We start from the raw sequence: 23,383 nt of genomic DNA on the forward strand, positions 1-23,383 counted from the left end.
CAATGACAGCTTTTTCGCATGCAGACGGAGATGAATATATGCCACTGAGAGATGTGGTTTTTAAAACTTTAAGACAGGCAATTCTAAGAGGAGAGTTGCAGCCGGGTGAGAGACTTATGGAGATAGCTCTCTCAAAGAAGCTTGGAGTGTCAAGAACACCTATAAGAGAAGCTATAAGAATGCTTGAACTTGAAGGCCTTGTGCTTATGATTCCGAGAAAGGGTGCAGAGGTTGCAGGGATTACCGAAAAGAATCTTAGAGATACTCTGGAAGTGAGAAGAGCCTTGGAGGAGCTTGCAATAGAACTCTCATGTACAAAGATTACGGATGAGGAGTTAAATGAGCTTGAGCAGGCTGAAGAGGAATTTGTTGATTCAATAGAAAATAAAGATATTATTGATATTGCACGTGCAGATGAGAAATTTCATGATATAATATTTACAAGCACAGGCAATGATAAGCTGGTACAGATGATAAATAATCTACGTGAGCAGATGTATCGTTACAGACTTGAATATGTAAAGGCTGAGGCTACAAGAAATCAGCTTATGGAAGAGCATGAGATGATATTAAAGGCGCTAAAGTGCAGAGACAAGTCGGAGGCTAAGAGAATCATTGCCGAGCATATAAATAATCAGGAGGTGAATGTTTCCAAGAAGATCAAGGAGACACCTACAAAATAATGAGGAAATTAGTGATAATATTCGGAGGACAGTCCTCTGAACATGAGATATCTGTAATATCTGCAACCAATATATCAAAACAGGTGGATACTGATAAATATGAGCTCATTTTAATCGGTATCACTAAGGAAGGTAAATGGCTCAAGGTTGAGAATATATCTTCAATGGAAGACGGAAGTTGGATTAATTCAAGAACAAGTGCATTTATTTTGCCTGATGCAACAAAAAAGTGTATAATAGTAGAGACAGATGGTGAATATAAAGAAATTCATGTGGATGTGGTATTTCCTGTACTGCATGGACTCTATGGTGAAGACGGTACTGTTCAAGGACTGTTGGAACTTGCAAAGATTCCCTATGTAGGGTGTGGAGTTTTAGCCAGTGCCGTAGGTATGGACAAGATCTATACAAAACTTGTTGTTGACAAGCTCGGTATAAGACAGGCCGCATATGAGCCGGTACTTGACTATGAAGCGAGGGAGGATTTTGAAGGAGTAATAAAGAGGATTGAAAACAGATTTGACTATCCGGTATTTGTAAAGCCTTCAAACGCCGGTTCTTCAAGAGGTGTATCAAAAGCCTCAAACAGAGAGGAACTGGAAAAAGGTATAAAAGAAGCTCTAAATCATGACAGAAAAGTTCTTGTGGAAGAAACTATAGTGGGACATGAGGTGGAATGCGGAGTGCTTGGCAAACCGGGAGATGTAATGGCAAGCGGAGTCGGTGAGATAAAATCGGCGGCAACATTCTATGATTATGATGCAAAATATAAGCTTGATTCACTTACATTGCTTGACTCAAAGCTTCCTGACGGAGTAAGAGAAAAACTTCCCGAGTGCGCAAAAAAGATTTTTACAGCTTTGGACGGATTCGGACTTTCAAGAGTGGACTTCTTTGCAAAGGAAGACGGAGAAATTGTATTTAATGAGATAAATACAATGCCCGGATTTACCGCAATAAGTATGTATCCTATGTTATTTGAGGCTGCAGGTATCGGAAAGAAAGACCTGATTGACAGACTTATTGATTTGGCTTTTGAGAGAAGGTGATTTTTCTTGAATTTACCTATAGGAATATTTGATTCGGGTGTCGGAGGGCTTACGGTAGCAAGGGAAATAGTGTCGCAGATGCCAAATGAAAGTACTGTTTATTTTGGAGATACGGCAAGAGTTCCATACGGCTCCAAGTCAAGAGATACTATTATTAAATACTCCGGACAGATTGTAAAATTTTTACAGACAAAAAATGTAAAAGCTATTGTGATTGCGTGCAATACCGCCAGTGCTTTTGCGCTTGACATATTAAAGACAGAGATTGATATACCGATTATGGGAGTTATTCATGCAGGTGCCATAACTGCCGCCAAAACTACAAAGGTGGGAAGGATTGGAGTTGTGGGTACCAGCGGAACCATATCAAGCGGTATATATGAGAAAACTATTCATCAGATAAATAATGAACTTGAAGTAATACAAAAGGCCTGTCCGCTTTTGGTTCCTTTGGTAGAAGAGGGCCTTATAAACGACAGAGTTACAGATGAGATTATTTCAAGGTATGTTAGTGAATTAAAGAGCAGACATATTGACAGTCTGGTATTGGGATGTACCCATTATCCTTTACTGTATAAGACTTTTGGAAGGATTATGGGAGAGGAAGTTTCCCTTGTAAATCCTGCATATGAGACCGCGAAGGAATTGAAATCTTTGTTGGAGCGTGAGAATCTTTGTACCGTGGATGACGGCGAAGTTTTTCATGACTTTTATGTCAGTGATATGGCGGAAAGATTTAGTGATTTTGCATCTTCTATTATGCCCGGCATAGTAAAGAAGGCCGGTATAGTCAATATAGAGGAATTTTAGTGACAATAAAATATTGTTACGATTAAAAAACATTTAAAGCTTTGCAGAATGCATACAAATTGGATTGGCTAGACAAGAGTGTACATAAAGCAGACAGGCATTCTTTGTTGAGCATAGTTATCAGTTTTTTATTTAAGGTTATTTTATATAGAATAGTGGGGAGATACATTTTTCTAGTAAACTATCATTCTTTTATTTTAAACTTGATATTTGCATAACAACCAGTGGTAGCTTAGGGTTGGGTAGAGACCGCATTGCGGCTTCTACTATGGTTTTAAGGTAGAAGATTATGAAAGAATTTGTAGATATTGAGATTAGCGGCTCTCATTTGAGGTATGATGAGAACGATCCTATTGCCGTGAATATTTCAGGAAATCACTATATTGATGGTGATATACACAAAATAACTTACGTGGAAGAAGCCCAAGGTTTTGATGAAATTATCCTTAATACAATAATAGTAAAGAAGAACAGGGTTGAAATTATCAAAGAGGGTGTGGTAAATTCCAAGATGGTATTTGCCAATAACAGTAGGTACAAAACAATATATGACACTCCCTTTGGAAGATTGGATATGGAAACAGAGACAAAGCTTCTGCTCATAGATATGAACGAAGAAGAGATAAATGTCTATGTTGAATACATACTCTACATAGAGGGAGATAGGGCATCAAATTCAAAGATGCGCATTCACATAGTTGAAGCTGTTGATAGAGTAGATAAAAAGGGTGGTTGATCCGCCCTTTTTTAGAACAGGTTAGTTAAACCTAAGTCAAGGAGAAAATATGGACAATAAATTAAAAATTTCATTCAATTCACCGGTTATATTGGGATTTGTTATTTTGAGCTTTATAGTATTTGTAATGGATGTTATTACGGGAGGACTTTCCACAAGACTCTTCTTCAGTGTATACAGATCGTCTTTTATTAATCCTCTTACATATATCAGATTTTTTGGACATGTACTTGGCCATGCAAATCTTGATCATTTCCTTGGTAATATAATGCTGATACTTGTAATAGGACCGATGCTTGAAGAAAAGTACGGTTCGGCAAATATACTCTTTGTTATTCTTGCAACTGCACTTGTAACAGGTTTGGTACATTTCTTTGTATTCCCGTCTTCAGGATTGCTTGGAGCAAGCGGTGTAGTGTTTGCATTTATACTGCTTTCATCATTTGCAGGATTTAAAGAAGGAAAAATTCCTTTTACATTTATTCTTGTAGCGCTTTTATATATCGGAGAGCAGATATATCAAGGCTTCTTTGTACAGGACAATATTTCAAATCTTACTCATATCCTCGGAGGTATAGTAGGTGCCCTGCTTGGATATGTGATGAATAAGGGGAGAATGAACAGGTACTAGGGTATTTATGGAGAGAGAAATAATATATGATATTTCTGTTCTGGAATATGTGTTATTTTGTATAGAAGGTCTTGCAAAAAAGCTGGGAAAAGACGGAAGAGAAGTATATCAAATACTGACAGAGGACAGCGACATATTAAACAGTTATATAGTACCGTCATATGATGTATTACATACGCAGGGCAAGGATTATATTATTGAAGATATTTTGGATGTGATGAAGAAAAGAGGTCTGACGGTATGAATGCAAATCCTGTGTTATTACAAAAGAAATATGCACGTATTATAGAAAATTTTGCACGAAAGAAAAACATTTCAATTGAGGAATCTTTAGATTTTTTTTATCACTCATTTACATATGAACTGATGAGTAAAGGGATTTCCGATATGCATTGTATGAGTGATGAATATTTGATTGAAGATTTGGAGCGGGAATATAGTGGCGAGTATGGAAATAGGAAAGCTATATGAGATATACTCAACCGATGATGAAAGCTTTAGCGTAGGATATCTGCTATATCAAAATGATGATATCTGTATATTTAAAGCGTATGATGATCAGGGGAGAGAAGCAGGAATTTATGTTTTTAAAAAGAAAATAATAAGCTCATGTCTTGCGGGTACGGAATATTTAGCCAAAATGAAATTATATATAGATTACTGGAAGGGTAAAGAGATAAAAACGGTATCTATGAATGACTTGGACGGTGAAATATCTATTGGAAATATCCTCGAATATATAATTTCGAGTAAAAGAATATCAACTGTTATGATAGATTCGGATGATGAAATGTATACAGGTTTTATTTCAGAATTAGATGCTGTATCTGTAGCTATGGAATGTGTAGATATATCAAATGCAAAAGTTTATGATAAAATAAAAATTAATGTAGGAGATATATGCTTTATAGAATTTAACAGTGTAGATAATGATGTACTTTTATATGCGTACAGGAATCTTAACGGAAAGCATGACTGTTGTAAATAGATTATCTATAAGCGGTCCATTGTTTAAAAGGGAGATATCACAAAATTCTTATACTTTGTGATATCTCCCATTATATTAATTATAGTGTCCACGACAGGATAGAATTATCCTGACTTTGCCAATAAAGGTAGTCTTCCCATGCTTCATCAAACCATATTTTATGCATAAGTTTTACTCCTCTATAATATCATGCTCTACACCAAGTCCGGCATTAAGGGCAGTCACTCCTCGGCGTAAATGAGCTACATTATTCTCCGAATAAAACGGATCCATAGAGACTTCAAAAGGTATACGATGCTCTCTGCCAACTTTCTTGGCAAATATAGTAAAGGCCGCACTCATAGAAAGTCCAAGCTCATTACAAACATTTTCCATTCTCTTTTTATCCGCCTCATCCAGACGAAAGTTTACATTAACGGTCTGTGCCATAAAACTTCTCCTTTCTTATATTGATGAATTTATTATAGCATTTGTAAAGAAAAATACAAGAAAAGTTATATAAAATATATTTACATAATATAATCAATGTTGATTTTTACAGATACTCTCCAATTTCCCAAAATATGATATAATATAATAAGTATTGAATGAAAAAAGAGGAGAAATATGTCTTTTACACATCTACATGTACATACAGGATATTCATTATTGGACGGATCCTGTAAGATAAAAGAGATAATAAATAGAGCAAAAGAACTCAATATGACATCACTTGCCATTACAGATCATGGAGTGATGTATGGAGTCATAGATTTTTATAAAGAGGCAAAGGCACAGGGTATCAAACCGATATTTGGTTGTGAAGTGTATGTAAGCCCTTCATCAAGATTTGAAAAGCAGGCAAAGCAGGGAGACAGATACTATCACCTTATTTTACTGGCAAAAAATAATAAGGGCTATGAGAACCTGACAAAGATAGTTTCAAAAGGTTTTACCGAAGGTTTTTATTATAAACCGAGAATAGACTTTGAACTGCTACAGGAGTATCATGAGGGTATAATAGCGCTTTCAGCTTGTTTGGCAGGTGAAATTCCAAAGCTTATATCAAGGGGCAGAGAGGATGATGCAAGAAAGGCCGCACAAAAATATAAGGATCTGTTTGGTGATGATTCTTTTTATTTGGAACTTCAAAACCATGGAATTCCGGAGCAAAAGTATGTGAATCAAGTTCTGGTAAAAATCGGAAAAGAGCTTGATATTCCGCTTGTGGCAACCAATGATATACACTATATAAATGCTGAAGATGCAAAAGCACATGACATACTGCTTTGTATACAGACCGGTAAGACAGTGTCGGATCCCGACAGAATGAGATATGAGGGCGGACAATTTTTCTTAAAGTCCGAAGATGAGATGAAGGCACTATTTCCATATGCAATAGATGCTGTTGAAAATACCGGTAAGATAGCGGATATGTGTGATGTGGAAATAAAATTCGGTGAGACCAAATTGCCTGAATATCCTGTGCCGAATCAAATGTCGGCAAAGGAATATTTGGAAAGTCTGTGTCAAAGCGGTTTTGAAAGAAATTACCCGGACGATTATCCAAACAGAGAAGAAATAAAGAGCAGAATGTACTATGAGCTTGGCGTAATAGAAAAAATGGGTTATATAGACTATTTTTTGATAGTTTGGGACTATATAAATTATGCAAGAAGCAAGGGTATTTCGGTAGGACCGGGAAGAGGTTCTGCAGCAGGAAGTGTAGTATCATACTGTCTTGGAATCACCGATATCGATCCGATAAAATATAATCTTATCTTTGAGAGATTTTTAAATCCCGAGAGAGTTTCCATGCCCGATATAGACGTGGACTTTGCGGATGAAAGACGTGGCGAAGTTATTGAATATGTGGTAAACAAATACGGCAGTGAAAGAGTATGCCAGATAATAACCTTCGGTACATTGCAGGCAAGAGGTGTTATAAGAGATGTCGGAAGAGCTATGGAGATTCCATATGCAAGATGTGACAGTATTGCAAAGATGATACCTATGGATAAGGATATTACTTTGGGGCTTGCACTTGAGAGAAATAAGGAGTTAAAAGAACTGTATGACAGTGATGAAGTGGTTCATGAACTTATTAATTACAGTTTGAAACTTGAGGGACTGCCAAGACATGCAAGTATTCATGCGGCAGGCGTTGTAATATCCAAAAAAGCTGTTGAAGAATATGTACCGCTTGCACTTGGAGTGGATAATGCGGTTACAACGCAGTTTACCATGACGACCTTGGAGGAGCTCGGTCTTTTAAAGATGGACTTTTTGGGACTGCGCACACTTACAGTACTTCAAAATGCTCTGGCAATGATAAAGAAAAATCATGATATAGATATCGACTTAAAAAATATCGACTATGATGATAAAAAGGTATATGAATTTATATCTACAGGAAGGACAGATGCGGTATTCCAGTTGGAGAGCGGCGGAATGCAAAGCTTTATGAAGCGATTAAAACCTGAAAATCTTGAGGATATAATTGCCGGTATTTCACTTTATCGTCCGGGGCCTATGGATTTTATACCGAAATATATTGCAGGTAAGAACAACAAAGATAAAGTAAGTTATGATACGCCACAACTTATTTCCATACTTGAGCCGACCTATGGCTGTATAGTATATCAGGAGCAGGTAATGCAGATTGTGCGAGATCTGGCAGGATATACAATGGGAGGAAGTGATGAGGTTCGCCGTGCCATGAGCAAGAAAAAGGCACATATTATGGAGATGGAGCGAAAGAACTTCGTATACGGAAATGAAGAAAAGGGTATCAAGGGTTGTATAAATAACGGTATAGGGGAAGATGTGGCAAACAAGATCTTTGATGAAATGATCGACTTTGCAAGCTATGCCTTCAACAAATCACATGCGGCATGTTATGCAGTGGTTTCATATCAGACCGCATATCTGAAATATTATTATCCGAAAGAGTTTATGGCGGCTTCACTCACTTCCGTAAGCGATAATCCGACCAAGCTTATTGAATATATGGGTGGCCTTTCCGATATGGGTATAAAGATATTGCCTCCGGATGTAAATCTCGGTGAGGGAGCATTCAGTGTGGATGAGGACGGCATAAGATTCGGACTTTCCACCATAAAGGGTGTAGGAAAAGCGGTATCCGATGCTATTGTAAGAGAGAGGACTTTAAACGGAAAATTTCTTTCGCTTGAAAACTTTATAAACAGACTTCCGCAAAAGGATTTGAATAAGAGAAGCATTGAAGGTTTTATAAAGTCGGGAGCACTTGACGGTATGGAGGGAAACAGACATGAAAAGATCCTTAATGCGGAACTTTTCATAGATAAGAAGTCCAAGGAGAGTAAGGCTGTAATCCCCGGTCAGATGTCATTTTTTGATGTGGTAAGTGAAGAGGATAAGGATAGCTTTGTTTCTGAACTTATTCATATAGAGGAGTATCCTAAAGAAGAACTTCTAAAATATGAGATGGAAGTTATGGGAATGTATGTGAGCGGACATCCTTTGGAAGAATATATTTCACTTTTGGAAAAGCACTCCGATGCAAGAAGCATTGACTTTTATCCGGATGAAAACGGAGAGATTCCTTTGGAGTCGGAAATTAAGTTGACCATTGGCGGATTGCTGGTGGAGGTAAATAAAAGATTTACCAAAAAAGGCGATATGATGGCCATATGTACTCTTGAAGATCTGTATGGAAGAATAGAACTTGTGGTATTCCCGAAGGCGTTTGAAAACTACGGCAATGAGCTGGTAGAGGGTGGAAAAGTATTTGTTAAGGGAAGAGTTGATACCTCGGGAGAAGAGGAAGGCAAACTAATAGTAGATACTGTAAGTGAGTTCGGAAGAGTGAAAAAAGAACTTTGGATACAGTATGCCGATAAGGAAAGCTATGAAGAGGATCTTGGAAACCTCCTTACAGATATAGGTATGATGAGCGGAAATGACAGTGTAATTATATATCTGAAAAAAGAAAGAGCAAAAAAGGACCTTGGAGGTGAGTGGGGAGTGCCTGCGGATGAGGCTGTCAGAATACTTGGCGAAAGACTTGGCAGCGACAATGTAAAGGTAGTGGAGAAGATTTAAAATATAAAAGTCAGATATGTAACAAAACGCATAGAAAAATATTGATTATTTTAGTATAATTACTTTGTGCTCAATAGAGTATTATACTAAGTAAGAAAGGAAATTATAGACATCGGTCTATACGGTTTTTAATATGGCAAATAATGAATTCAGGGAAGAGCTTGACCCTCAAAGCAGTGTAAATAAAGTTATAGGAATTGTCTCCGGAAAGGGAGGCGTCGGTAAGAGCCTTGTAACATCTCTTATGGCGGTAAAGGCAATGTCAAAGGGCTTTAGAGTCGGTATTATAGATGCCGATATCACAGGACCTTCCATACCTAAGGCATTCGGGCTTAGCGGAAAGCTTGGGGTTACATATGATCAGCTTATGGTTCCGGCTGTTACAAATACGGGAATCAATGTGGTAAGTACAAATCTTATCTTAGAGAATGAGACAGATCCGGTTATATGGAGAGGACCTGTAATAGCAGGTGTTGTAAAGCAGTTTTGGAAGGATACCGTATGGAACAATATCGACTATATGTTTGTTGATATGCCTCCGGGTACAGGAGATGTTCCGCTTACAGTTTTCCAGTCAATACCTGTTGACGGAATTATAATAGTTACCAGTCCTCAGGAGCTTGTTTCTATGATAGTTGCAAAGGCTGTAAACATGGCTAAAAAGATGAATGTTCCTATACTCGGTCTTGTTGAGAATATGAGCTATTTTGAGTGTCCTGATTGTGGAAGCAAGCATGAGATATTCGGAAAGAGTCATATTGATGAGATAGCAAAAAAAGAAGGATTGAAGGTACTTGCAAAGCTTCCTATAGATCCTGAAGTGGCGAGACAGGTGGACGCAGGTCTTGTAGAGTATGTTAAGGCACCTTGGTTTGATGAAGCGGCAGATTATATTTTAAAATAATTATTTTGACCGGGGAATATACCGGAAAGAGTATGCAAAAGAAGTGGAGAGCTTATGTATATATCAAATAACCCGAATAACGAATTGGAGCAGTCCATTGTACAAGTTCCCGATTTGGTACAGATACCTGAAGAAATACATGAAATGGCACAGAAATTTCAAGAGGCCATGATGATGTATACCTGTGCAATCAGGGAAGTAAAGACAAAGCTGGAAGTTTTAAATGATGAACTTTCGGTTAAAAACAGAAGAAACCCTATAGAGGTGATAAAATCAAGAGTAAAAAAGCCGAAAAGCATTGTGGAAAAGTTAAAAAGACGTGGACTTCCGCTTACACTTGATTCAATAGTCAATAATCTGGATGATGTGGCAGGTATAAGAGTTATCTGTTCATTTCTTGATGATATTTATGAAGTGGCCGATATGCTTACAAGACAGGACGATGTAAATCTGATTGCCGTAAAGGATTATATAAAAAAGCCTAAGGAAAACGGATATCGCTCTTACCATCTTATTATCGAGATACCGGTATTTTTCTCGGAGAAAAAGCAGCCTATGAGGGTTGAGGTACAGATAAGGACTATTGCCATGGATTTTTGGGCGAGCCTTGATCATCAGCTGAAATATAAAAAAGATTTTATTGATTCCGATGATGTTGAAAGACAGCTTAAGGAATGTGCAGATGTGATAGCAAATACAGACCAACAAATGCTTAATATAAGACAAAGCATAGAGTCAAGAGGTATAGAAGTAAGAAAACCGAGATAAAAAGCGGGGCTGTAACTTATGAAAAATTAAGTTACAGCCTTTTTGTTAATCAATAGTATATATATTGGATTTTAACCAAAGCTTCATCTTGCTGAAGCTGAACATGTATATCAAAAACAGTGTGCTGGTGATAATCCATGAAATCGGATAAGCCCAGAGTATTGTATAGAAATTCGGGAATTTCGGTACCATTACAATTATCCAGACTATTCGAAGTATACATACACCGCCGGCGGTCATTATCATAGGTATCCAGCTGTCACCTATTCCTCTGAGAGACCCTGAGAAGATCTCAATAATAATGTATGCCGGGAAGGCGACAACCATAAAATTCAGCATATCCGTACCTATCTTTAACACATTCTCGTCCTTGGTAAACAGGGTATAAATACTTCTTCCAAAGAGCTTTAACATTATCATTACTATTCCGGTAACTACGACAGCTAAAATCATTCCGTATATTATTCCTTTTTTTACTCTTTCTTTATTACCGTAGCCGAAGTTTTGTCCGGTGAAGGTGGTAACGGAGATTCCGAGAGACTGTATAGTCATCCAAAAGAGAGTGTCTATTTTACCGTAGGCGGTAAAAGCGGCAATTGTATCGGTACCGAGAATGTTTATAGAGGCCTGAATAAGTATATTTGCAATGGTGTACATGGCAGATTGCATTCCTGCGGCAGTACCTATACTTATCATTTTACTGAGCTCCGAAAAATTTATTTGTAAACTCTTTAATCTCAATTTTAATGCATCATTTCTTTTATAGAGCACTATGATGACCAATACGGCACTGATTATTTGTGATGTAACGGTTGCAATTGCTGCACCTGTTACGCCCATATTCATATAGCGTATCAATATGATATCTAAAACTATATTCACGAAACAGCTTATAACAAGGAATATAAGCGGAGTTTTGGAATCACCTACAGCACGAAGAAGTCCGGCTCCCATATTGTAGATAAGATTAGGTGCAAGTCCCAGAAAGTATATTTGAAGATAGGGTAATGCCATAGACATCATGTCATCCGGAATATTCATATTTGCAAGCATTGTCTTTGAAAATATTATACCTAATATACTGACTATGATTCCCACTATAAGTGAAAACGCAATTGAAGTATGAACGCATATACTTACAAGCCTATCATTTTTTGCACCATAGTGTTGTGAGACGATTACACTGAAACCGGAGGATAATCCTACAAAAACGCCTATAAAAAGATTGATTATTGTACTTGTGGTTCCGCCTACGGCCGCAAGTCCGAGCTTTCCGACATTTTGACCTACTATAACCGCGTCTGCAGTGTTATACAGCTGTTGGAAGAAAGTTCCAAGGAGTATGGGGAAGAAGAATAATAAAAGCCCGAAGGTAATATTCCCCTTGGTCATATCCTGCTTCTTGGTTTGTTGCATAAATATCCTTTCTTTTATATCATTTCTTCAGGTTTAAATACCTCATCAAATTTTTCCTCTGTCATAAGATTCATGACAAGAGTCGCCTCTTTCAGAGAAATATTTTTCTCATGTGCAAGCTTGGCAACTTTTGCAGCGTTCTCATATCCGATATATGGACTGATTGCGGTTACAAGCATCAGTGAATTATGCAGATTTTCATGCATTTTTTGTTTGTTTGCCTTGATACCGCACACACAGTGAACTCTGAATGAGTCCATTCCTTCAGATAAAATTCTGACAGACTGAAGGAAGTTATGGATAAGCACAGGCATAAATACATTCAGCTCAAAATTTCCCTGGCTTGATGCCATATTTACAGCCGTATTATTTGACATTACCTGTACACATACCATGGTCATCGACTCGCACTGTGTAGGATTTACTTTTCCCGGCATTATTGAGCTTCCGGGTTCGTTTTCAGGGATAAATATCTCACCCAAACCGCATCTTGGTCCGCTTGAAAGCCATCTTATATCATTTGCTGTTTTCATCAAATCGCCTGAAAGAGATGAAAGTGCTCCATGTACAAAGGCAAGTTCGGATTTTGAAGTTAAAGCATGGAATTTATTGCTGTCTGTGACAAAATCTTTACCGGTAAGTTTTGATATATTCTTTGCAACCAGAGTATCAAATCCCTTAGGAGCATTGAGGCCTGTACCTACCGCAGTGGCACCGAGAGCAAGCTTTTTTATAAAGGGAAGCGCACTTTCTATTTGCTTATAATCATTTTCAAGGGAAGCCCTCCATCCGCTTATTTCCTGTGAAAAGGCGATAGGAGTGGCATCCTGTAAATGTGTTCTTCCGGATTTTACAATTCCTTCATTTTCTTCTTCAAGCTTTTTAAATGCAAGTATCAGCTTATCTAAAGAAGGGAGGAGCTTATCCTGTACTTCCAAAACTGCAGCTATATGCATTGCGGCGGGGAAGGTGTCGTTTGAGCTTTGTGACATATTTACATCATCATTCGGATGCAAAAGCTTTTTACCCAAAATCTCATTGCCTCTATTGGTAATTACCTCATTTACATTCATATTGCTCTGAGTACCGCTGCCGGTCTGCCATACGGAGAGCGGAAAGTGCTCGTCAAGTTTACCTTCAAGTATTTCATTGCAAACCTTACTTATAATGTTTGACTTTTCCTCAGTCAATTTTCCAAGTTCAAGATTTGTAGCGGCACAGGCTGATTTCAGATATGCAAATGCTCTTATCACCTCCATCGGAATTTTTTCGGTACCAATTTTAAAGTTTGAAAGACTTCTTGCTGTTTGAGCGCCGTAATATTTGTCCACAGGTACTTCAATACTGCCCATAGAGTCATGCTCTATACGATATTCCATAGTTTTCTCCTAACATCATTTATGCTATAATCAGTTTAACAAAAAACAAAATAAAAAAACAGGTCAATAAATGAAAATAAAAAAACAAGAGTCAAGATTTTTAATAATACTGGACATATTGATGCAATTGGCAGTGATACTTTCACTTGCATGGTTTGTGGTGTATATATTCGGAGCGAAAACCTTTATGGTCGGTCAGTCCATGTCACCGCAGATAGAGCAGGGAGAGGCTGTACTTATAAATAAAGCCGCATATACTTTTTTAAAACCTAAAAGATATGATTTGATAGCATTTCAAAATACAGACGGAAGAATATGTATCAGAAGAGTAATAGGGCTTCCGGGTGAAAGTGTTAATATAAGAGAAGGTTTGGTTTATATAGACGGTGAAGCATTGGATAAGTTTTTTGAGGCTTCATCGGGCGGTTTGGCGGCAGATGAAATTAAGTTGGCAAGCAATGAATATTTTGTATTGGGTGATAACAGAGTCGGAAGTGAAGATTCCAGAATCTCTACAATAGGAAATGTGACGGAAGATATGATTATAGGTAATGCATGGATCAGAGTATTGCCTGTAAAAAGGATAGGTTTTATAAAATAGAGCCTGATGAAAGGATAGTTTATGAAGATACAATGGTACCCGGGTCATATGACCAAGGCAAAAAGAGCCATGTCAGATGCCATAAAGCTTGTGGATATTATTATAGAGATGACGGATGCCAGAGCACCTGAGGCTACAAGAAATCCGGAAATCATGGAACTGGGCTCCAATAAGTCCAGAATTATTATATTAAATAAGGCTGATCTCTCCGATGAGAGTGCAAACAACAGATGGGCAAGCCATTATAAGGAGCAGGGTTATGAGTGCATGTTTATGGACTCCAGAAAGAAAAACGGAGTGAATGCACTGATAAAGGCTATAGAGAATGTTTCAAAGGAAAAGAGAGAAAGAGACGCCAAAAGAGGAATTAAAAACAGACCTGTAAGAGCAATGGTGGCAGGTATTCCGAATGTCGGAAAGTCCACACTTATAAACTCGGTTTCAGGAAGAGCAATGGCAAAGACCGGAAATAAACCGGGAGTTACCAAGGGGAATCAGTGGATAAAACTTAAAGGTCAGATAGAACTTTTAGATACTCCGGGAATACTTTGGCCAAAGTTTGAAGACGAAAACATCGGTGAGATGATTGCATTTATCGGCTCTATAAACGATATGATTATAGATATCAGAGAGCTGGGGCTTGAACTTATTAAATGGTTTATTAAAAACAGGCCTGAGATACTTACAGAAAGATTTGAGATGGAAGACGGTGATGATGAAAATGCCGTTTTAATAAAAATAGCAAACTTAAGAGGTTGTACAAAGAAGGGCAATGAGCTTGACTATGATAAGGCCGCAAGTATCTTTGTAAATGAGTTCAGGTCGGGGAAACTTGGAAGAGTTACATTACAAATGCCGTAGGAAAACAGGATGAGGAAAATAAGTGAAGAAAAACTTGCCCTTGAGAGAGTAAGACTTGAGGGCATGAGAGAATTTGAAAATAAATACAGCGATTTGGCATATGTTGCCGGTATAGACGAGGCAGGCAGAGGGCCGCTTGCAGGTCCTGTGGTGGCGGCTGCGGTAATTTTGCCGAAGGACATCTTCCTTCCTTTTTTAAATGACTCCAAAAAGGTGACGGAAAAAAGAAGAGATGTTTTATTTGATGAAATAAAGCAAAACGCCATAGCGTACGGTATAGGTATTGCTTCAAATACTTTGATAGATGAGATAAATATATTACAGGCTACTTATGAGGCAATGAGAGAGGCCGTAAATGCACTGGAAAAAACACCTGATGTTTTACTGGTGGATGCTGTACATATACCTGATATAAATATAAAGCAGGTGGGTATAGTAAAAGGAGATGCCAAGAGTGTAAATATAGCTGCAGCAAGTATACTTGCAAAGGTCACCAGAGACAGGCTTATGGCAGAGTATGATAAAATCTACCCTGAGTACGGCTTTGCATCAAATAAGGGCTACGGTACGGCGACACATATAGCGGCTTTAAAGGAAATAGGGCCATGTGCCATACACAGAAAATCATTTATAGGAAATTTTGCAAGTGAATAAAAGAGAAGTCGGAAACAAGGGGGAGGCAATTGCTGCCTCTTTTCTTGAAAATAACGGAATTATAATACTTGAAAGAAACTACCGAAACAGATTCGGTGAGATAGATATTATCGCCATAGAAGGCAATGTATTATTATTTATAGAAGTAAAATACAGGAAAGATGAAAGCTTCGGATATCCGCTTGAGTCTGTAGGATATTTTAAGCAACAGAAAATACGAAAACTGGCAAGGTATTATCTTAATGAAAAGCATTATTTCATGCACAGTATAAGATTTGACTGTATAGGAATAATGGGTGAGAAGATAGACTGGATAAAAGGAGCATTTTATTGAGTATAAAGATATTAAAAAAGAATGATAAAAACATTTTGAAACTGAAAAAGGCGGAAAACGGAGTGGAATATTTTTCGTTTGAAGTATTGGAAAAATATGAGGAGCTTGTTCAGGGATTTTCCACAAGGATAGGAGGGGTAAGCGAAGGCCCTTATGCCTCTATGAATTTAAGTTTCAGCAGAGAGCCTGATAATAAAGAGGGTGTGCTTGAGAATTATAAAAGAATGGCAAAAGCGCTGGGAGTAAAGGAAGACAGTTTTGTGCTCTCATATCAGGAGCATTCCATCAATGTAAGAGTAGTGAATAAAAGCGATATGGGTAAGGGAGTATCGGTTGAAAGAGACTACAGAAATATTGACGGACTGATAACTGATGAGAGAGGCATTACCTTGGGGGCTTTTTTTGCAGACTGTATTCCGCTTTATTTTTATGACAGAAAAAAACAGGTAATAGGACTTGCACATTCGGGGTGGAGAGGCACCTGCAAAAGAATGGGCGCGGTAATGATAGATGAGATGGCAAAAAACTTCGGTACGGATGCAAAGGATGTAATTGCCTGTATAGGCCCCGGGATTTGTCAAGACTGCTACCAGGTAAGTGAAGATGTGTATGAAGAGTTTTCAAAAAATTTTAAAAGTGAAGATATCGAGAGTATTTTCAGAGAAGACGGAGAGGATCATTTCAGACTTTCACTTTGGAAAGCGAATGAAACAGTCTTAAAAGAGGCGGGAGTTTTGCCTGAGAATATATTTACATCAAATATTTGTACCGCTTGCAATCCGGATTTACTTTATTCCCATAGAATAATGGGAGATATCAGAGGAAATATGGCCGCATTTTTGGCATTAAAATAATTTATTGTCTAACTGTAACCTTGGACTTGCTAAAAGTTGATAAAGTAATTATACTGTTAATATTTGAATAAAGGAGGCTATATGGAAGATTTTTTCAAGAAGTTAAGCATATATGGAAGTATTGCTAAAGAAGAAGGACAGAAAATAGCACAGAATGCTTTAAATAAGGGCAGAGAAATTGCCGATATTACAAAGCTCAAAAGAGACATAAAAATAGAAGAGGATATTATAAAGTCCTACAAAATGGTTATAGGAGAGTATGTAGCGGCCAACGATCTTTTAAAAGATGATGAGCTGGTATTTGATCAGAGATCAAAGATACTTGAATGCCAAAAGAAATTAGATGAGTTGAATGCAAAGCTTGAAGAAATGAGCAAAAATAACAAACAGGTATAAGGAGAAGATAATGAAACCATACGCAGAATTGACAAAAGAGGAACTTTTGGAGCTTAAGAAAAGCTTGAAGGCTGAATATAAGGCTATGCAGGCCAAAGACTTGAAACTTGATATGAGCAGAGGAAAGCCTTCACAGGAGCAGCTTGATATCTCTATGGGACTTATGGATGTACTTTCATCAGATAAAGATCTTATGAGTGAGAACGGTTCAGACTGCAGAAACTACGGCGTACTTGACGGTATTCCTGAGGCAAAGGAGCTTATGGGTGATATGATGGAGGTTCCGGCAGATAACCTTATTATCTACGGAAACTCAAGTCTTAATGTAATGTATGACTGTATCTCAAGATCATATACACATGGAGTAATGGGTTCAACACCATGGTGTAAGCTTGACAAAGTAAAGTTCCTTTGTATAGTACCGGGATATGACAGACATTTTGCAATAACGGAGTATTTCGGATTTGAGAATGTATGTGTACCGATGCTTGAGAGCGGTCCCGATATGGATATGATAGAAGAACTTGTGCAAAAGGATGACTCAATAAAGGGAATCTGGTGTGTACCGAAGTATTCAAATCCTACAGGAAACTCATACTCTGACGAAGTTGTAAGAAGATTTGCAAGATTAAAGCCTGCCGCCAAGGATTTCAGAATTTATTGGGATAATGCATATACAATTCATCATCTCTATGACCTTGACCAGGATCACCTTATAGAGATTTTGGCTGAGTGTAAGAGAGCGGGAAATCCTGATCTTGTATATAAGTTTGCTTCCACATCAAAGGTTACATTCCCGGGATCAGGTATTGCGGCACTTGCAACATCACATAACAATCTTGAGGATATAAAGAAACAGTTGAAGATGCAGACAATCGGACATGATAAGGTAAATCAACTTAGACATGTAAGATATTTCAAAGATATTCACGGTATGGTAGAGCATATGAAAAAGCATGCCGACTCACTCAGACCTAAGTTTGAGATGGTAATAGATACTCTTGAAAAAGAACTTGGCGGTCTTGGTATAGCAAGCTGGACAAAGCCGAAGGGCGGATACTTTATCTCTTTTGATACAATGGACGGATGTGCTAAGGAAGTTGTATCAAAATGTAAAAAGGCCGGTGTTGTAATGACAGGTGCAGGAGCTACATTCCCGGGCGGAAAAGATCCGGATGATAAGAATATTCGTATCGCTCCTTCATTCCCGCCTGTAGCGGATTTGGAGATAGCGGCAAACCTTCTGTGTCTATGTACAAAGATGGCGGCAGTTGATAAACTCTTAGGAGAATTATAATGATTAGTGCAAACGGAATAACACTCAGATTAGGGAAGAAAGCCCTTTTTGAAGATGTTAATATAAAATTTACACCGGGCAACTGTTATGGACTTATAGGTGCAAACGGTGCCGGAAAGTCAACATTCCTTAAGATACTCTCAGGGAAGATAGAACCTACAAACGGTGATATAGTAATAACACCGGGAGAGAGACTTTCATTCTTGGAGCAGGACCATTTCAAATATGATACATATACTGTTTTGGATACGGTAATAATGGGAAATGCAAGGCTGTATGAGATAATGAAGGAAAAGGATGCAATATATGCAAAGCCTGATTTTACTGAAGAAGACGGTATAAAGGCGGCTGACCTTGAAGGTGAGTTTGCAAATATGAACGGTTGGGAGGCAGAATCCGATGCGGCGGCACTTCTGAACGGACTTGGAGTCGATACTGAACATCACTATACATTGATGAGTGATATGCCGTCAAACCTTAAGGTAAAGGTGCTTCTTGCAAAGGCGCTCTTCGGTAATCCGGATATACTTTTACTTGACGAGCCTACAAACCACCTTGATTTGGATGCTATTGCCTGGCTTGAAGAGTTCCTTATAAACTTTGAAAACACAATTATAGTTGTATCTCATGACAGATATTTCCTTAATAAAGTCTGTACAATGATTGCAGATATCGACTATGGCAAGATACAGCTTTATGCAGGAAACTATGATTTCTGGTATGAGTCAAGTCAGCTTATGGTTCGCCAGATGAAGGAAGCAAACAGAAAGAAAGAAGAAAAGATCAAGGAGTTGCAGGAGTTTATCCAAAGATTCTCTGCAAATGCTTCAAAATCAAAGCAGGCTACATCCAGAAAGAGAGCTTTGGAAAAAATAGAGCTTGATGACATTAAGCCTTCTTCAAGAAAATATCCATATATCGACTTCAGACCTGCAAGAGAGATAGGTAATGAAGTTCTTACAGTTGAGAATCTTTCAAAGACTATCGACGGAGAGAAAATTCTTGATAATATCAGCTTTGTGTTAAACAGAGAAGACAAGGTGGCACTTGTAGGACCTAATGAAAAGGCAAAGACCGTACTTTTCAAGATCCTTGCAGGAGAGATGGAGCCTGACAGCGGAAGCTATAAATGGGGTCTTACCACTACACAGAGCTATTTCCCTAAGGACAATACCAAGGATTTCTCAGGTGATGAAACAATAGTTGACTGGCTTACAGGATATTCTGAAATCAAGGATGCTACATATGTAAGAGGTTTCCTTGGAAGAATGCTTTTTGCAGGTGAAGACGGTGTAAAGAAAGTGAATGTACTCTCAGGAGGAGAGAAGGTTCGTTGTATGCTATCAAAGCTTATGATAAGCGGAGCAAATGTACTTATACTTGACGAGCCTACCGACCACCTTGATATGGAGTCTATTACAGCACTCAACACCGGACTTGAAAAGTTCAAGGGTGTACTTATCTTCTCATCAAGAGACCATCAGGTAGTACAGACTACAGCTAACAGAATTATGGAAATCATTAACGGAAGTCTTATAGACAAGATTACTACATATGATGAGTACCTTGAGTCTGATGAGATGGCAAGAAAGAGATTTACATATACTGTTTCAGCAGATGAAGAGAGTGATGATTGATATGGCAAGTACAAAGAAAATGATTTCATGGAATGTCAACGGACTTAGAGCCGCCGTTACCAAGGGGTTTTTAGACTTCTTTAGAGATATTGATGCAGATATTTTCTGCATACAGGAGTCAAAGCTCTCAGAAGGTCAAATAGAGCTTGACCTTCCGGGATATTATGACTATTGGAATTATGCGCAAAAAAAAGGCTACTCAGGCGTGGCTGTATTTACTAAAGATAAGCCTCTTAATGTAACTTACGGCATCGGTATAGAGGAACATGATAATGAGGGTAGAGTTATTACGGCGGAGTATGAAGATTTTTATCTGATAACCTGCTATACTCCAAACTCTCAAAGAGGTCTTACAAGACTTGACTACAGAATGACTTGGGAAGATGCTTTCCTCTCCTATATCTTAAAGCTTGAAGAAAAAAAGCCGGTGATATTCTGCGGTGATTTGAATGTTGCTCATAAAGAGATAGATTTGAAAAATCCTAAGACCAATAGGAAAAATGCCGGATTTACAGATGAGGAAAGAGGCAAGATGGATGTTATTTTGACCTCAGGCTTTTGCGACAGCTTCAGAGTACTGTATCCGGATAAAACGGATGCTTACTCATGGTGGTCCTATATGGGCGGTGCCAGAGCAAAGAATGTCGGTTGGCGTATTGACTATTTTATAGTATCTGATAAATTAAAAGATAGAATAAAGGAAGCTAAGATACACAGTGATATCTTAGGTTCGGATCATTGTCCGGTAGAACTGGATATTGAAATATAAATATATGACTTAAAGGAGGTGCGTTATGGTAGTTCAGAAAGAGAGAGGTAGAAGTTATTCTTATCCGCTTGGTATGACTGTGACGCCCTCTTGTTTTTTTATAAAGGTTATAAGAAAATGTGAACACCTTTATTTAAACCTTTATGAAAGAAATGAAGAAGCGCCTGTAGAAAGAATAGAGTTTCCAAAAGAATCAAGAATAGGAGATGTGTGGTTTTTACAGGTAAATACACGCCTTAAGAAAACTTTTGAGTATGCTTTTGAAGATGAAAAAGGACTTTTTCCGGATGAATACGGTAAATGCTTTTCGGGTAGAGACAGTTTCGGTAAAACTAGTCTTATAGATAACCCGAGAAGAAGCCCTGTGTATATAAGTGAATTTGACTGGGGTAATGATTTTGAAAACAACTTGGACAATAAAACTTTGGATGAAGCATTTATTTACAGGCTTCATATAAGAGGTTTTACAAAATCAAACAGCTCAAAGGTTGTGGACAAGGGTACATTTAAAGGACTTATAAGTAAGGTAGACTATTTAAAAGACATTGGCGTGGATTTTGCTGATATAATGCCTGCTACAGAATTTGATGAATTTATAAGAGTCGGAGGAAGTTGGATTTCCCTTTTTGATAAGGAGAAGAAAGAAAAGCAGGAAAAAATCAGAATAAACTATTGGGGATATGCAGACAGTTTAAACTTTGCACCTAAGGCAAGTTATTCTACGAGAAAAAACAGAAATCCTGTAAATGAATATAAGAGTATGGTAAAGGCCCTGCATGAAGCAGGTATCGGAGTCATACAGGAGTTTTTCTTTGCCAAGAAAAATATCAGCTATATAATTGATGTATTAAGATACTGGAAAATTGAATACCATATAGACGGTTTTCATCTCACAGGAGTTGATTACTGTGATGATATTGTAAAAGATCCTTATCTTCTTGACAGCAAATTCATATTTACAAATAAGATATATGAAAACAAGGGCAAAAACATCATCTCTATGGATTATGATTATATGAACAATATGAGAAAATATCTGAAAAGTGATGAGGGAATGGTTCCTTTCGTTGCAAATGTGATTGCGGATAAGAGCAATTATTTAAACTTTATTTCGGATATCAACGGATTTGCACTTGCCGATATATACAGATATGATTATAAGCATAATGAAGACAATGGTGAAGACAATGCTGACGGATCAAATATGAACTTTTCCTGGAACTGCGGATTTGAGGGTGATACAAAAAAGATGCAGGTACTTAACCTAAGAAAGAGGATGTATTTGAATGCTGTTTTACTTTTAATGATATCTAAAGGAACTCCATGTATATGCAGCGGAGATGAGATATTACAGTCAAAGAACGGAAATAATAATACATATTGTCAGGACAATGAGATAAGCTATTTCAATTGGAAGCTTGTAAACAAGAATAAGGACTTTCTTGACTTTGTAAGGGCTATGCTTGAATTCAGAAGAGAGTATATTTCGGGCGTGGAAAAGTCTAAAACCTCTGTCCACGGTATGCAGGTGTGGAAGCCGGATTTTGAATACTATAACAGGCAGATGGGAATACTTATAGAAGGAAAACAGGATATATATATTATCTTAAATATGCATTGGGACAGACATGAGTTTTCGCTTCCTACCATAAAGAGAGGAAGCTCATGGAAAGTATTGGTAAATACGGATGATATAAATACCCCGTTTAAGAAAGATGTTGTTAAGACAGAAGACCAAAGAAAGATATCTGTTGAAGGCAGAAGTTGTATGGTACTTATTGCCGGGGAAGATAAAAAGGCGACTGTCGGAAAGAAGAAGATATGAATTTAATTATTATAGCGGCGGTTGCGGTAGCGATAGTGGCGGTTCTTCTAATGATGAATAGATCAAGGCCTAAGAGTTCCGAGGATGATATGGCTGAATACTCAAAGTCTAAAGAGGATAAAAAAGAGTTTTCAAAGCCAAGCCTTAAAAAGGGATTTCAGGAAGAGGCAAGTGTAAAATGCATGGTTGCAAATGCCACATGTTCCCGTTTAAAATATATGGATTTTAAAGGCGATATTTATGATGTGAAGTATGACGGTAAAAATGTGGACATCGAAAGAGAAACCGAAAAAGATGATACATTAAAGGATTATAAGATAGAAAAAGCCTATATGCAGGGAGGTTTTTCTCTTATAGAGGGCAATGAAACAGCCGAGAGAATAAATAACTTCAATCAAAATATGAAGCATATAAGAATTTTTGATAAAGACGACAATGAGTATAAGTCTATAACCTTTAAACAGGGTATAAATGATTTTGTCGATATAAAAACTCTTGATGAGCTGTGCGATTTTTTAAAAAAAGAGCTTCCACAGGGCGGTATCGTTTTAGATAAACTTGTAAAAATAGGATTTGGAAAGAGAAACCTATGGACGACTTTTTGCTATGATTACGGAGACGGCAGAAGTAAGGTTATAAAAAAAGATGATACCCTGAAGTTTGAAGATTTGTTTGAAAGATGGGAATAAAATTTTTTAGAAGATAGGGCCTGTTTAATAGGCTCTA

25 protein-coding genes are annotated in these 23,383 nt (G+C 37.7%); 22 read left to right on the forward strand and 3 right to left on the reverse strand.

What is annotated here, in order from left to right:
* Positions 1-2: 2 nt before the first annotated feature.
* The 8 genes from HMPREF1135_RS11215 to HMPREF1135_RS11250 all read left to right on the forward strand — a co-directional run bounded on the left by HMPREF1135_RS11215 (position 3) and on the right by HMPREF1135_RS11250 (position 4,897).
* The gene (locus tag HMPREF1135_RS11215) at positions 3-683 is read left to right on the forward strand and encodes a GntR family transcriptional regulator (protein ID WP_007595247.1); all 681 of its coding nucleotides are present in this window, start codon (positions 3-5) and stop codon (positions 681-683) included.
* Positions 683-1,732, forward strand: a complete 1,050-nt coding sequence (locus tag HMPREF1135_RS11220) for a D-alanine--D-alanine ligase family protein (protein WP_007595248.1) — start codon at positions 683-685, stop codon at positions 1,730-1,732. Before HMPREF1135_RS11215 ends, HMPREF1135_RS11220 begins: the two co-directional genes overlap by 1 nt.
* A gap of 6 nt (positions 1,733-1,738) precedes the next feature.
* The gene (gene murI, locus HMPREF1135_RS11225; protein ID WP_007595249.1) at positions 1,739-2,542 is read left to right on the forward strand and encodes a glutamate racemase; all 804 of its coding nucleotides are present in this window, start codon (positions 1,739-1,741) and stop codon (positions 2,540-2,542) included.
* Between the two features lie 289 nt (positions 2,543-2,831).
* A complete protein-coding gene (locus HMPREF1135_RS11230; RefSeq protein WP_007595250.1) occupies positions 2,832-3,278 on the forward strand; it encodes a DUF1934 domain-containing protein in 447 nt (148 codons plus the stop codon).
* 49 nt (positions 3,279-3,327) lie between these two features.
* Complete coding sequence (locus HMPREF1135_RS11235; RefSeq protein WP_007595251.1) at positions 3,328-3,909, forward strand: rhomboid family intramembrane serine protease; 582 nt, start codon at positions 3,328-3,330, stop codon at positions 3,907-3,909.
* Positions 3,910-3,916: 7 nt separating this feature from the next.
* Positions 3,917-4,153, forward strand: a complete 237-nt coding sequence (locus HMPREF1135_RS11240) for a DUF3791 domain-containing protein (RefSeq protein WP_007595265.1) — start codon at positions 3,917-3,919, stop codon at positions 4,151-4,153.
* Positions 4,150-4,380: a DUF3791 domain-containing protein gene (locus tag HMPREF1135_RS11245; protein WP_007595266.1), complete on the forward strand. Its 231-nt coding sequence runs from the start codon at positions 4,150-4,152 to the stop codon at positions 4,378-4,380. Before HMPREF1135_RS11240 ends, HMPREF1135_RS11245 begins: the two co-directional genes overlap by 4 nt.
* The gene (locus tag HMPREF1135_RS11250; RefSeq protein ID WP_242824857.1) at positions 4,358-4,897 is read left to right on the forward strand and encodes a hypothetical protein; all 540 of its coding nucleotides are present in this window, start codon (positions 4,358-4,360) and stop codon (positions 4,895-4,897) included. The genes HMPREF1135_RS11245 and HMPREF1135_RS11250 overlap by 23 nt, the downstream gene beginning before the upstream one ends.
* A 171-nt stretch (positions 4,898-5,068) precedes the next feature.
* Here HMPREF1135_RS11250 and HMPREF1135_RS11255 read toward each other — a convergent pair whose 3' ends face one another.
* The gene (locus HMPREF1135_RS11255) at positions 5,069-5,326 is read right to left on the reverse strand and encodes a type II toxin-antitoxin system RelB/DinJ family antitoxin (RefSeq protein WP_007595268.1); all 258 of its coding nucleotides are present in this window, start codon (positions 5,324-5,326) and stop codon (positions 5,069-5,071) included.
* Positions 5,327-5,503: 177 nt separating this feature from the next.
* Between HMPREF1135_RS11255 and HMPREF1135_RS11260 the strand changes: the two genes are divergently transcribed.
* From HMPREF1135_RS11260 to HMPREF1135_RS11270, 3 genes are all read left to right on the forward strand, one after another.
* Positions 5,504-8,962 carry a DNA polymerase III subunit alpha gene (locus tag HMPREF1135_RS11260; RefSeq protein WP_007595277.1) on the forward strand — a complete coding sequence of 1,153 codons (3,459 nt, stop codon included), beginning with the start codon at positions 5,504-5,506 and terminating at the stop codon, positions 8,960-8,962.
* A gap of 133 nt (positions 8,963-9,095) precedes the next feature.
* A complete protein-coding gene (locus tag HMPREF1135_RS11265) occupies positions 9,096-9,866 on the forward strand; it encodes an Mrp/NBP35 family ATP-binding protein (RefSeq protein WP_007595279.1) in 771 nt (256 codons plus the stop codon).
* Positions 9,867-9,920: 54 nt separating this feature from the next.
* Positions 9,921-10,634, forward strand: a complete 714-nt coding sequence (locus HMPREF1135_RS11270) for a GTP pyrophosphokinase (protein WP_007595280.1) — start codon at positions 9,921-9,923, stop codon at positions 10,632-10,634.
* 45 nt (positions 10,635-10,679) lie between these two features.
* On the opposite strand, the gene HMPREF1135_RS11275 is transcribed toward HMPREF1135_RS11270, so the two are convergent.
* Entirely contained in the window at positions 10,680-12,050 is a 1,371-nt protein-coding gene (locus HMPREF1135_RS11275) for an MATE family efflux transporter (RefSeq protein WP_007595281.1), read from the reverse strand.
* 14 nt (positions 12,051-12,064) lie between these two features.
* The gene (fumC, locus tag HMPREF1135_RS11280; RefSeq protein WP_007595282.1) at positions 12,065-13,429 is read right to left on the reverse strand and encodes a class II fumarate hydratase; all 1,365 of its coding nucleotides are present in this window, start codon (positions 13,427-13,429) and stop codon (positions 12,065-12,067) included.
* Between the two features lie 70 nt (positions 13,430-13,499).
* On the opposite strand from fumC, the gene lepB reads away from it, so the two are divergent.
* The 11 genes from lepB (at position 13,500) to HMPREF1135_RS11335 (ending at position 23,346) form a co-directional block, all read left to right on the forward strand.
* Complete coding sequence (lepB, locus tag HMPREF1135_RS11285; RefSeq protein WP_007595283.1) at positions 13,500-14,030, forward strand: signal peptidase I; 531 nt, start codon at positions 13,500-13,502, stop codon at positions 14,028-14,030.
* A 21-nt stretch (positions 14,031-14,051) separates the two neighbouring features.
* Complete coding sequence (gene ylqF, locus HMPREF1135_RS11290) at positions 14,052-14,891, forward strand: ribosome biogenesis GTPase YlqF (protein WP_007595285.1); 840 nt, start codon at positions 14,052-14,054, stop codon at positions 14,889-14,891.
* 9 nt (positions 14,892-14,900) lie between these two features.
* Positions 14,901-15,545 carry a ribonuclease HII gene (locus tag HMPREF1135_RS11295; RefSeq protein WP_007595286.1) on the forward strand — a complete coding sequence of 215 codons (645 nt, stop codon included), beginning with the start codon at positions 14,901-14,903 and terminating at the stop codon, positions 15,543-15,545.
* Entirely contained in the window at positions 15,538-15,879 is a 342-nt protein-coding gene (locus tag HMPREF1135_RS11300) for a YraN family protein (RefSeq protein ID WP_007595287.1), read from the forward strand. The genes HMPREF1135_RS11295 and HMPREF1135_RS11300 overlap by 8 nt, the downstream gene beginning before the upstream one ends.
* Complete coding sequence (gene pgeF, locus HMPREF1135_RS11305) at positions 15,876-16,733, forward strand: peptidoglycan editing factor PgeF (RefSeq protein WP_007595289.1); 858 nt, start codon at positions 15,876-15,878, stop codon at positions 16,731-16,733. Before HMPREF1135_RS11300 ends, pgeF begins: the two co-directional genes overlap by 4 nt.
* Positions 16,734-16,814: 81 nt before the next feature.
* Complete coding sequence (locus HMPREF1135_RS11310) at positions 16,815-17,129, forward strand: hypothetical protein (RefSeq protein WP_007595291.1); 315 nt, start codon at positions 16,815-16,817, stop codon at positions 17,127-17,129.
* 10 nt (positions 17,130-17,139) lie between these two features.
* Positions 17,140-18,426, forward strand: a complete 1,287-nt coding sequence (locus HMPREF1135_RS11315) for an aminotransferase (protein ID WP_007595293.1) — start codon at positions 17,140-17,142, stop codon at positions 18,424-18,426.
* Positions 18,426-20,063: an ABC-F family ATP-binding cassette domain-containing protein gene (locus HMPREF1135_RS11320; RefSeq protein WP_007595296.1), complete on the forward strand. Its 1,638-nt coding sequence runs from the start codon at positions 18,426-18,428 to the stop codon at positions 20,061-20,063. Before HMPREF1135_RS11315 ends, HMPREF1135_RS11320 begins: the two co-directional genes overlap by 1 nt.
* The gene (locus tag HMPREF1135_RS11325) at positions 20,044-20,832 is read left to right on the forward strand and encodes an exodeoxyribonuclease III (RefSeq protein ID WP_034211461.1); all 789 of its coding nucleotides are present in this window, start codon (positions 20,044-20,046) and stop codon (positions 20,830-20,832) included. The genes HMPREF1135_RS11320 and HMPREF1135_RS11325 overlap by 20 nt, the downstream gene beginning before the upstream one ends.
* A 25-nt stretch (positions 20,833-20,857) precedes the next feature.
* Complete coding sequence (locus HMPREF1135_RS11330; RefSeq protein WP_007595301.1) at positions 20,858-22,657, forward strand: hypothetical protein; 1,800 nt, start codon at positions 20,858-20,860, stop codon at positions 22,655-22,657.
* Entirely contained in the window at positions 22,654-23,346 is a 693-nt protein-coding gene (locus HMPREF1135_RS11335) for a hypothetical protein (protein ID WP_007595302.1), read from the forward strand. Before HMPREF1135_RS11330 ends, HMPREF1135_RS11335 begins: the two co-directional genes overlap by 4 nt.
* Positions 23,347-23,383 lie beyond the last annotated feature (37 nt).

This window comes from Lachnoanaerobaculum sp. OBRC5-5, from assembly GCF_000296385.1.
GTDB lineage: Bacteria > Bacillota > Clostridia > Lachnospirales > Lachnospiraceae > Lachnoanaerobaculum.

Coding starts and splice junctions, on each gene's coding strand:
- HMPREF1135_RS11245 (WP_007595266.1), top strand. CDS start 4,150: ATGAATGCAAATCCTGTGTTATTACAAAAGAAATATGCACGTATTATA.
- HMPREF1135_RS11330 (WP_007595301.1), top strand. CDS start 20,858: ATGGTAGTTCAGAAAGAGAGAGGTAGAAGTTATTCTTATCCGCTTGGT.
- HMPREF1135_RS11220 (WP_007595248.1), top strand. CDS start 683: ATGAGGAAATTAGTGATAATATTCGGAGGACAGTCCTCTGAACATGAG.
- HMPREF1135_RS11310 (WP_007595291.1), top strand. CDS start 16,815: ATGGAAGATTTTTTCAAGAAGTTAAGCATATATGGAAGTATTGCTAAA.
- HMPREF1135_RS11265 (WP_007595279.1), top strand. CDS start 9,096: ATGGCAAATAATGAATTCAGGGAAGAGCTTGACCCTCAAAGCAGTGTA.
- HMPREF1135_RS11270 (WP_007595280.1), top strand. CDS start 9,921: ATGTATATATCAAATAACCCGAATAACGAATTGGAGCAGTCCATTGTA.
- HMPREF1135_RS11260 (WP_007595277.1), top strand. CDS start 5,504: ATGTCTTTTACACATCTACATGTACATACAGGATATTCATTATTGGAC.
- fumC (WP_007595282.1), bottom strand. CDS start 13,429: ATGGAATATCGTATAGAGCATGACTCTATGGGCAGTATTGAAGTACCT.
- HMPREF1135_RS11230 (WP_007595250.1), top strand. CDS start 2,832: ATGAAAGAATTTGTAGATATTGAGATTAGCGGCTCTCATTTGAGGTAT.
- HMPREF1135_RS11275 (WP_007595281.1), bottom strand. CDS start 12,050: ATGCAACAAACCAAGAAGCAGGATATGACCAAGGGGAATATTACCTTC.
- HMPREF1135_RS11315 (WP_007595293.1), top strand. CDS start 17,140: ATGAAACCATACGCAGAATTGACAAAAGAGGAACTTTTGGAGCTTAAG.
- HMPREF1135_RS11295 (WP_007595286.1), top strand. CDS start 14,901: ATGAGGAAAATAAGTGAAGAAAAACTTGCCCTTGAGAGAGTAAGACTT.
- HMPREF1135_RS11325 (WP_034211461.1), top strand. CDS start 20,044: ATGAAGAGAGTGATGATTGATATGGCAAGTACAAAGAAAATGATTTCA.
- ylqF (WP_007595285.1), top strand. CDS start 14,052: ATGAAGATACAATGGTACCCGGGTCATATGACCAAGGCAAAAAGAGCC.
- HMPREF1135_RS11240 (WP_007595265.1), top strand. CDS start 3,917: ATGGAGAGAGAAATAATATATGATATTTCTGTTCTGGAATATGTGTTA.
- lepB (WP_007595283.1), top strand. CDS start 13,500: ATGAAAATAAAAAAACAAGAGTCAAGATTTTTAATAATACTGGACATA.
- HMPREF1135_RS11335 (WP_007595302.1), top strand. CDS start 22,654: ATGAATTTAATTATTATAGCGGCGGTTGCGGTAGCGATAGTGGCGGTT.
- HMPREF1135_RS11235 (WP_007595251.1), top strand. CDS start 3,328: ATGGACAATAAATTAAAAATTTCATTCAATTCACCGGTTATATTGGGA.
- HMPREF1135_RS11215 (WP_007595247.1), top strand. CDS start 3: ATGACAGCTTTTTCGCATGCAGACGGAGATGAATATATGCCACTGAGA.
- HMPREF1135_RS11250 (WP_242824857.1), top strand. CDS start 4,358: ATGGAAATAGGAAAGCTATATGAGATATACTCAACCGATGATGAAAGC.
- HMPREF1135_RS11255 (WP_007595268.1), bottom strand. CDS start 5,326: ATGGCACAGACCGTTAATGTAAACTTTCGTCTGGATGAGGCGGATAAA.
- HMPREF1135_RS11320 (WP_007595296.1), top strand. CDS start 18,426: ATGATTAGTGCAAACGGAATAACACTCAGATTAGGGAAGAAAGCCCTT.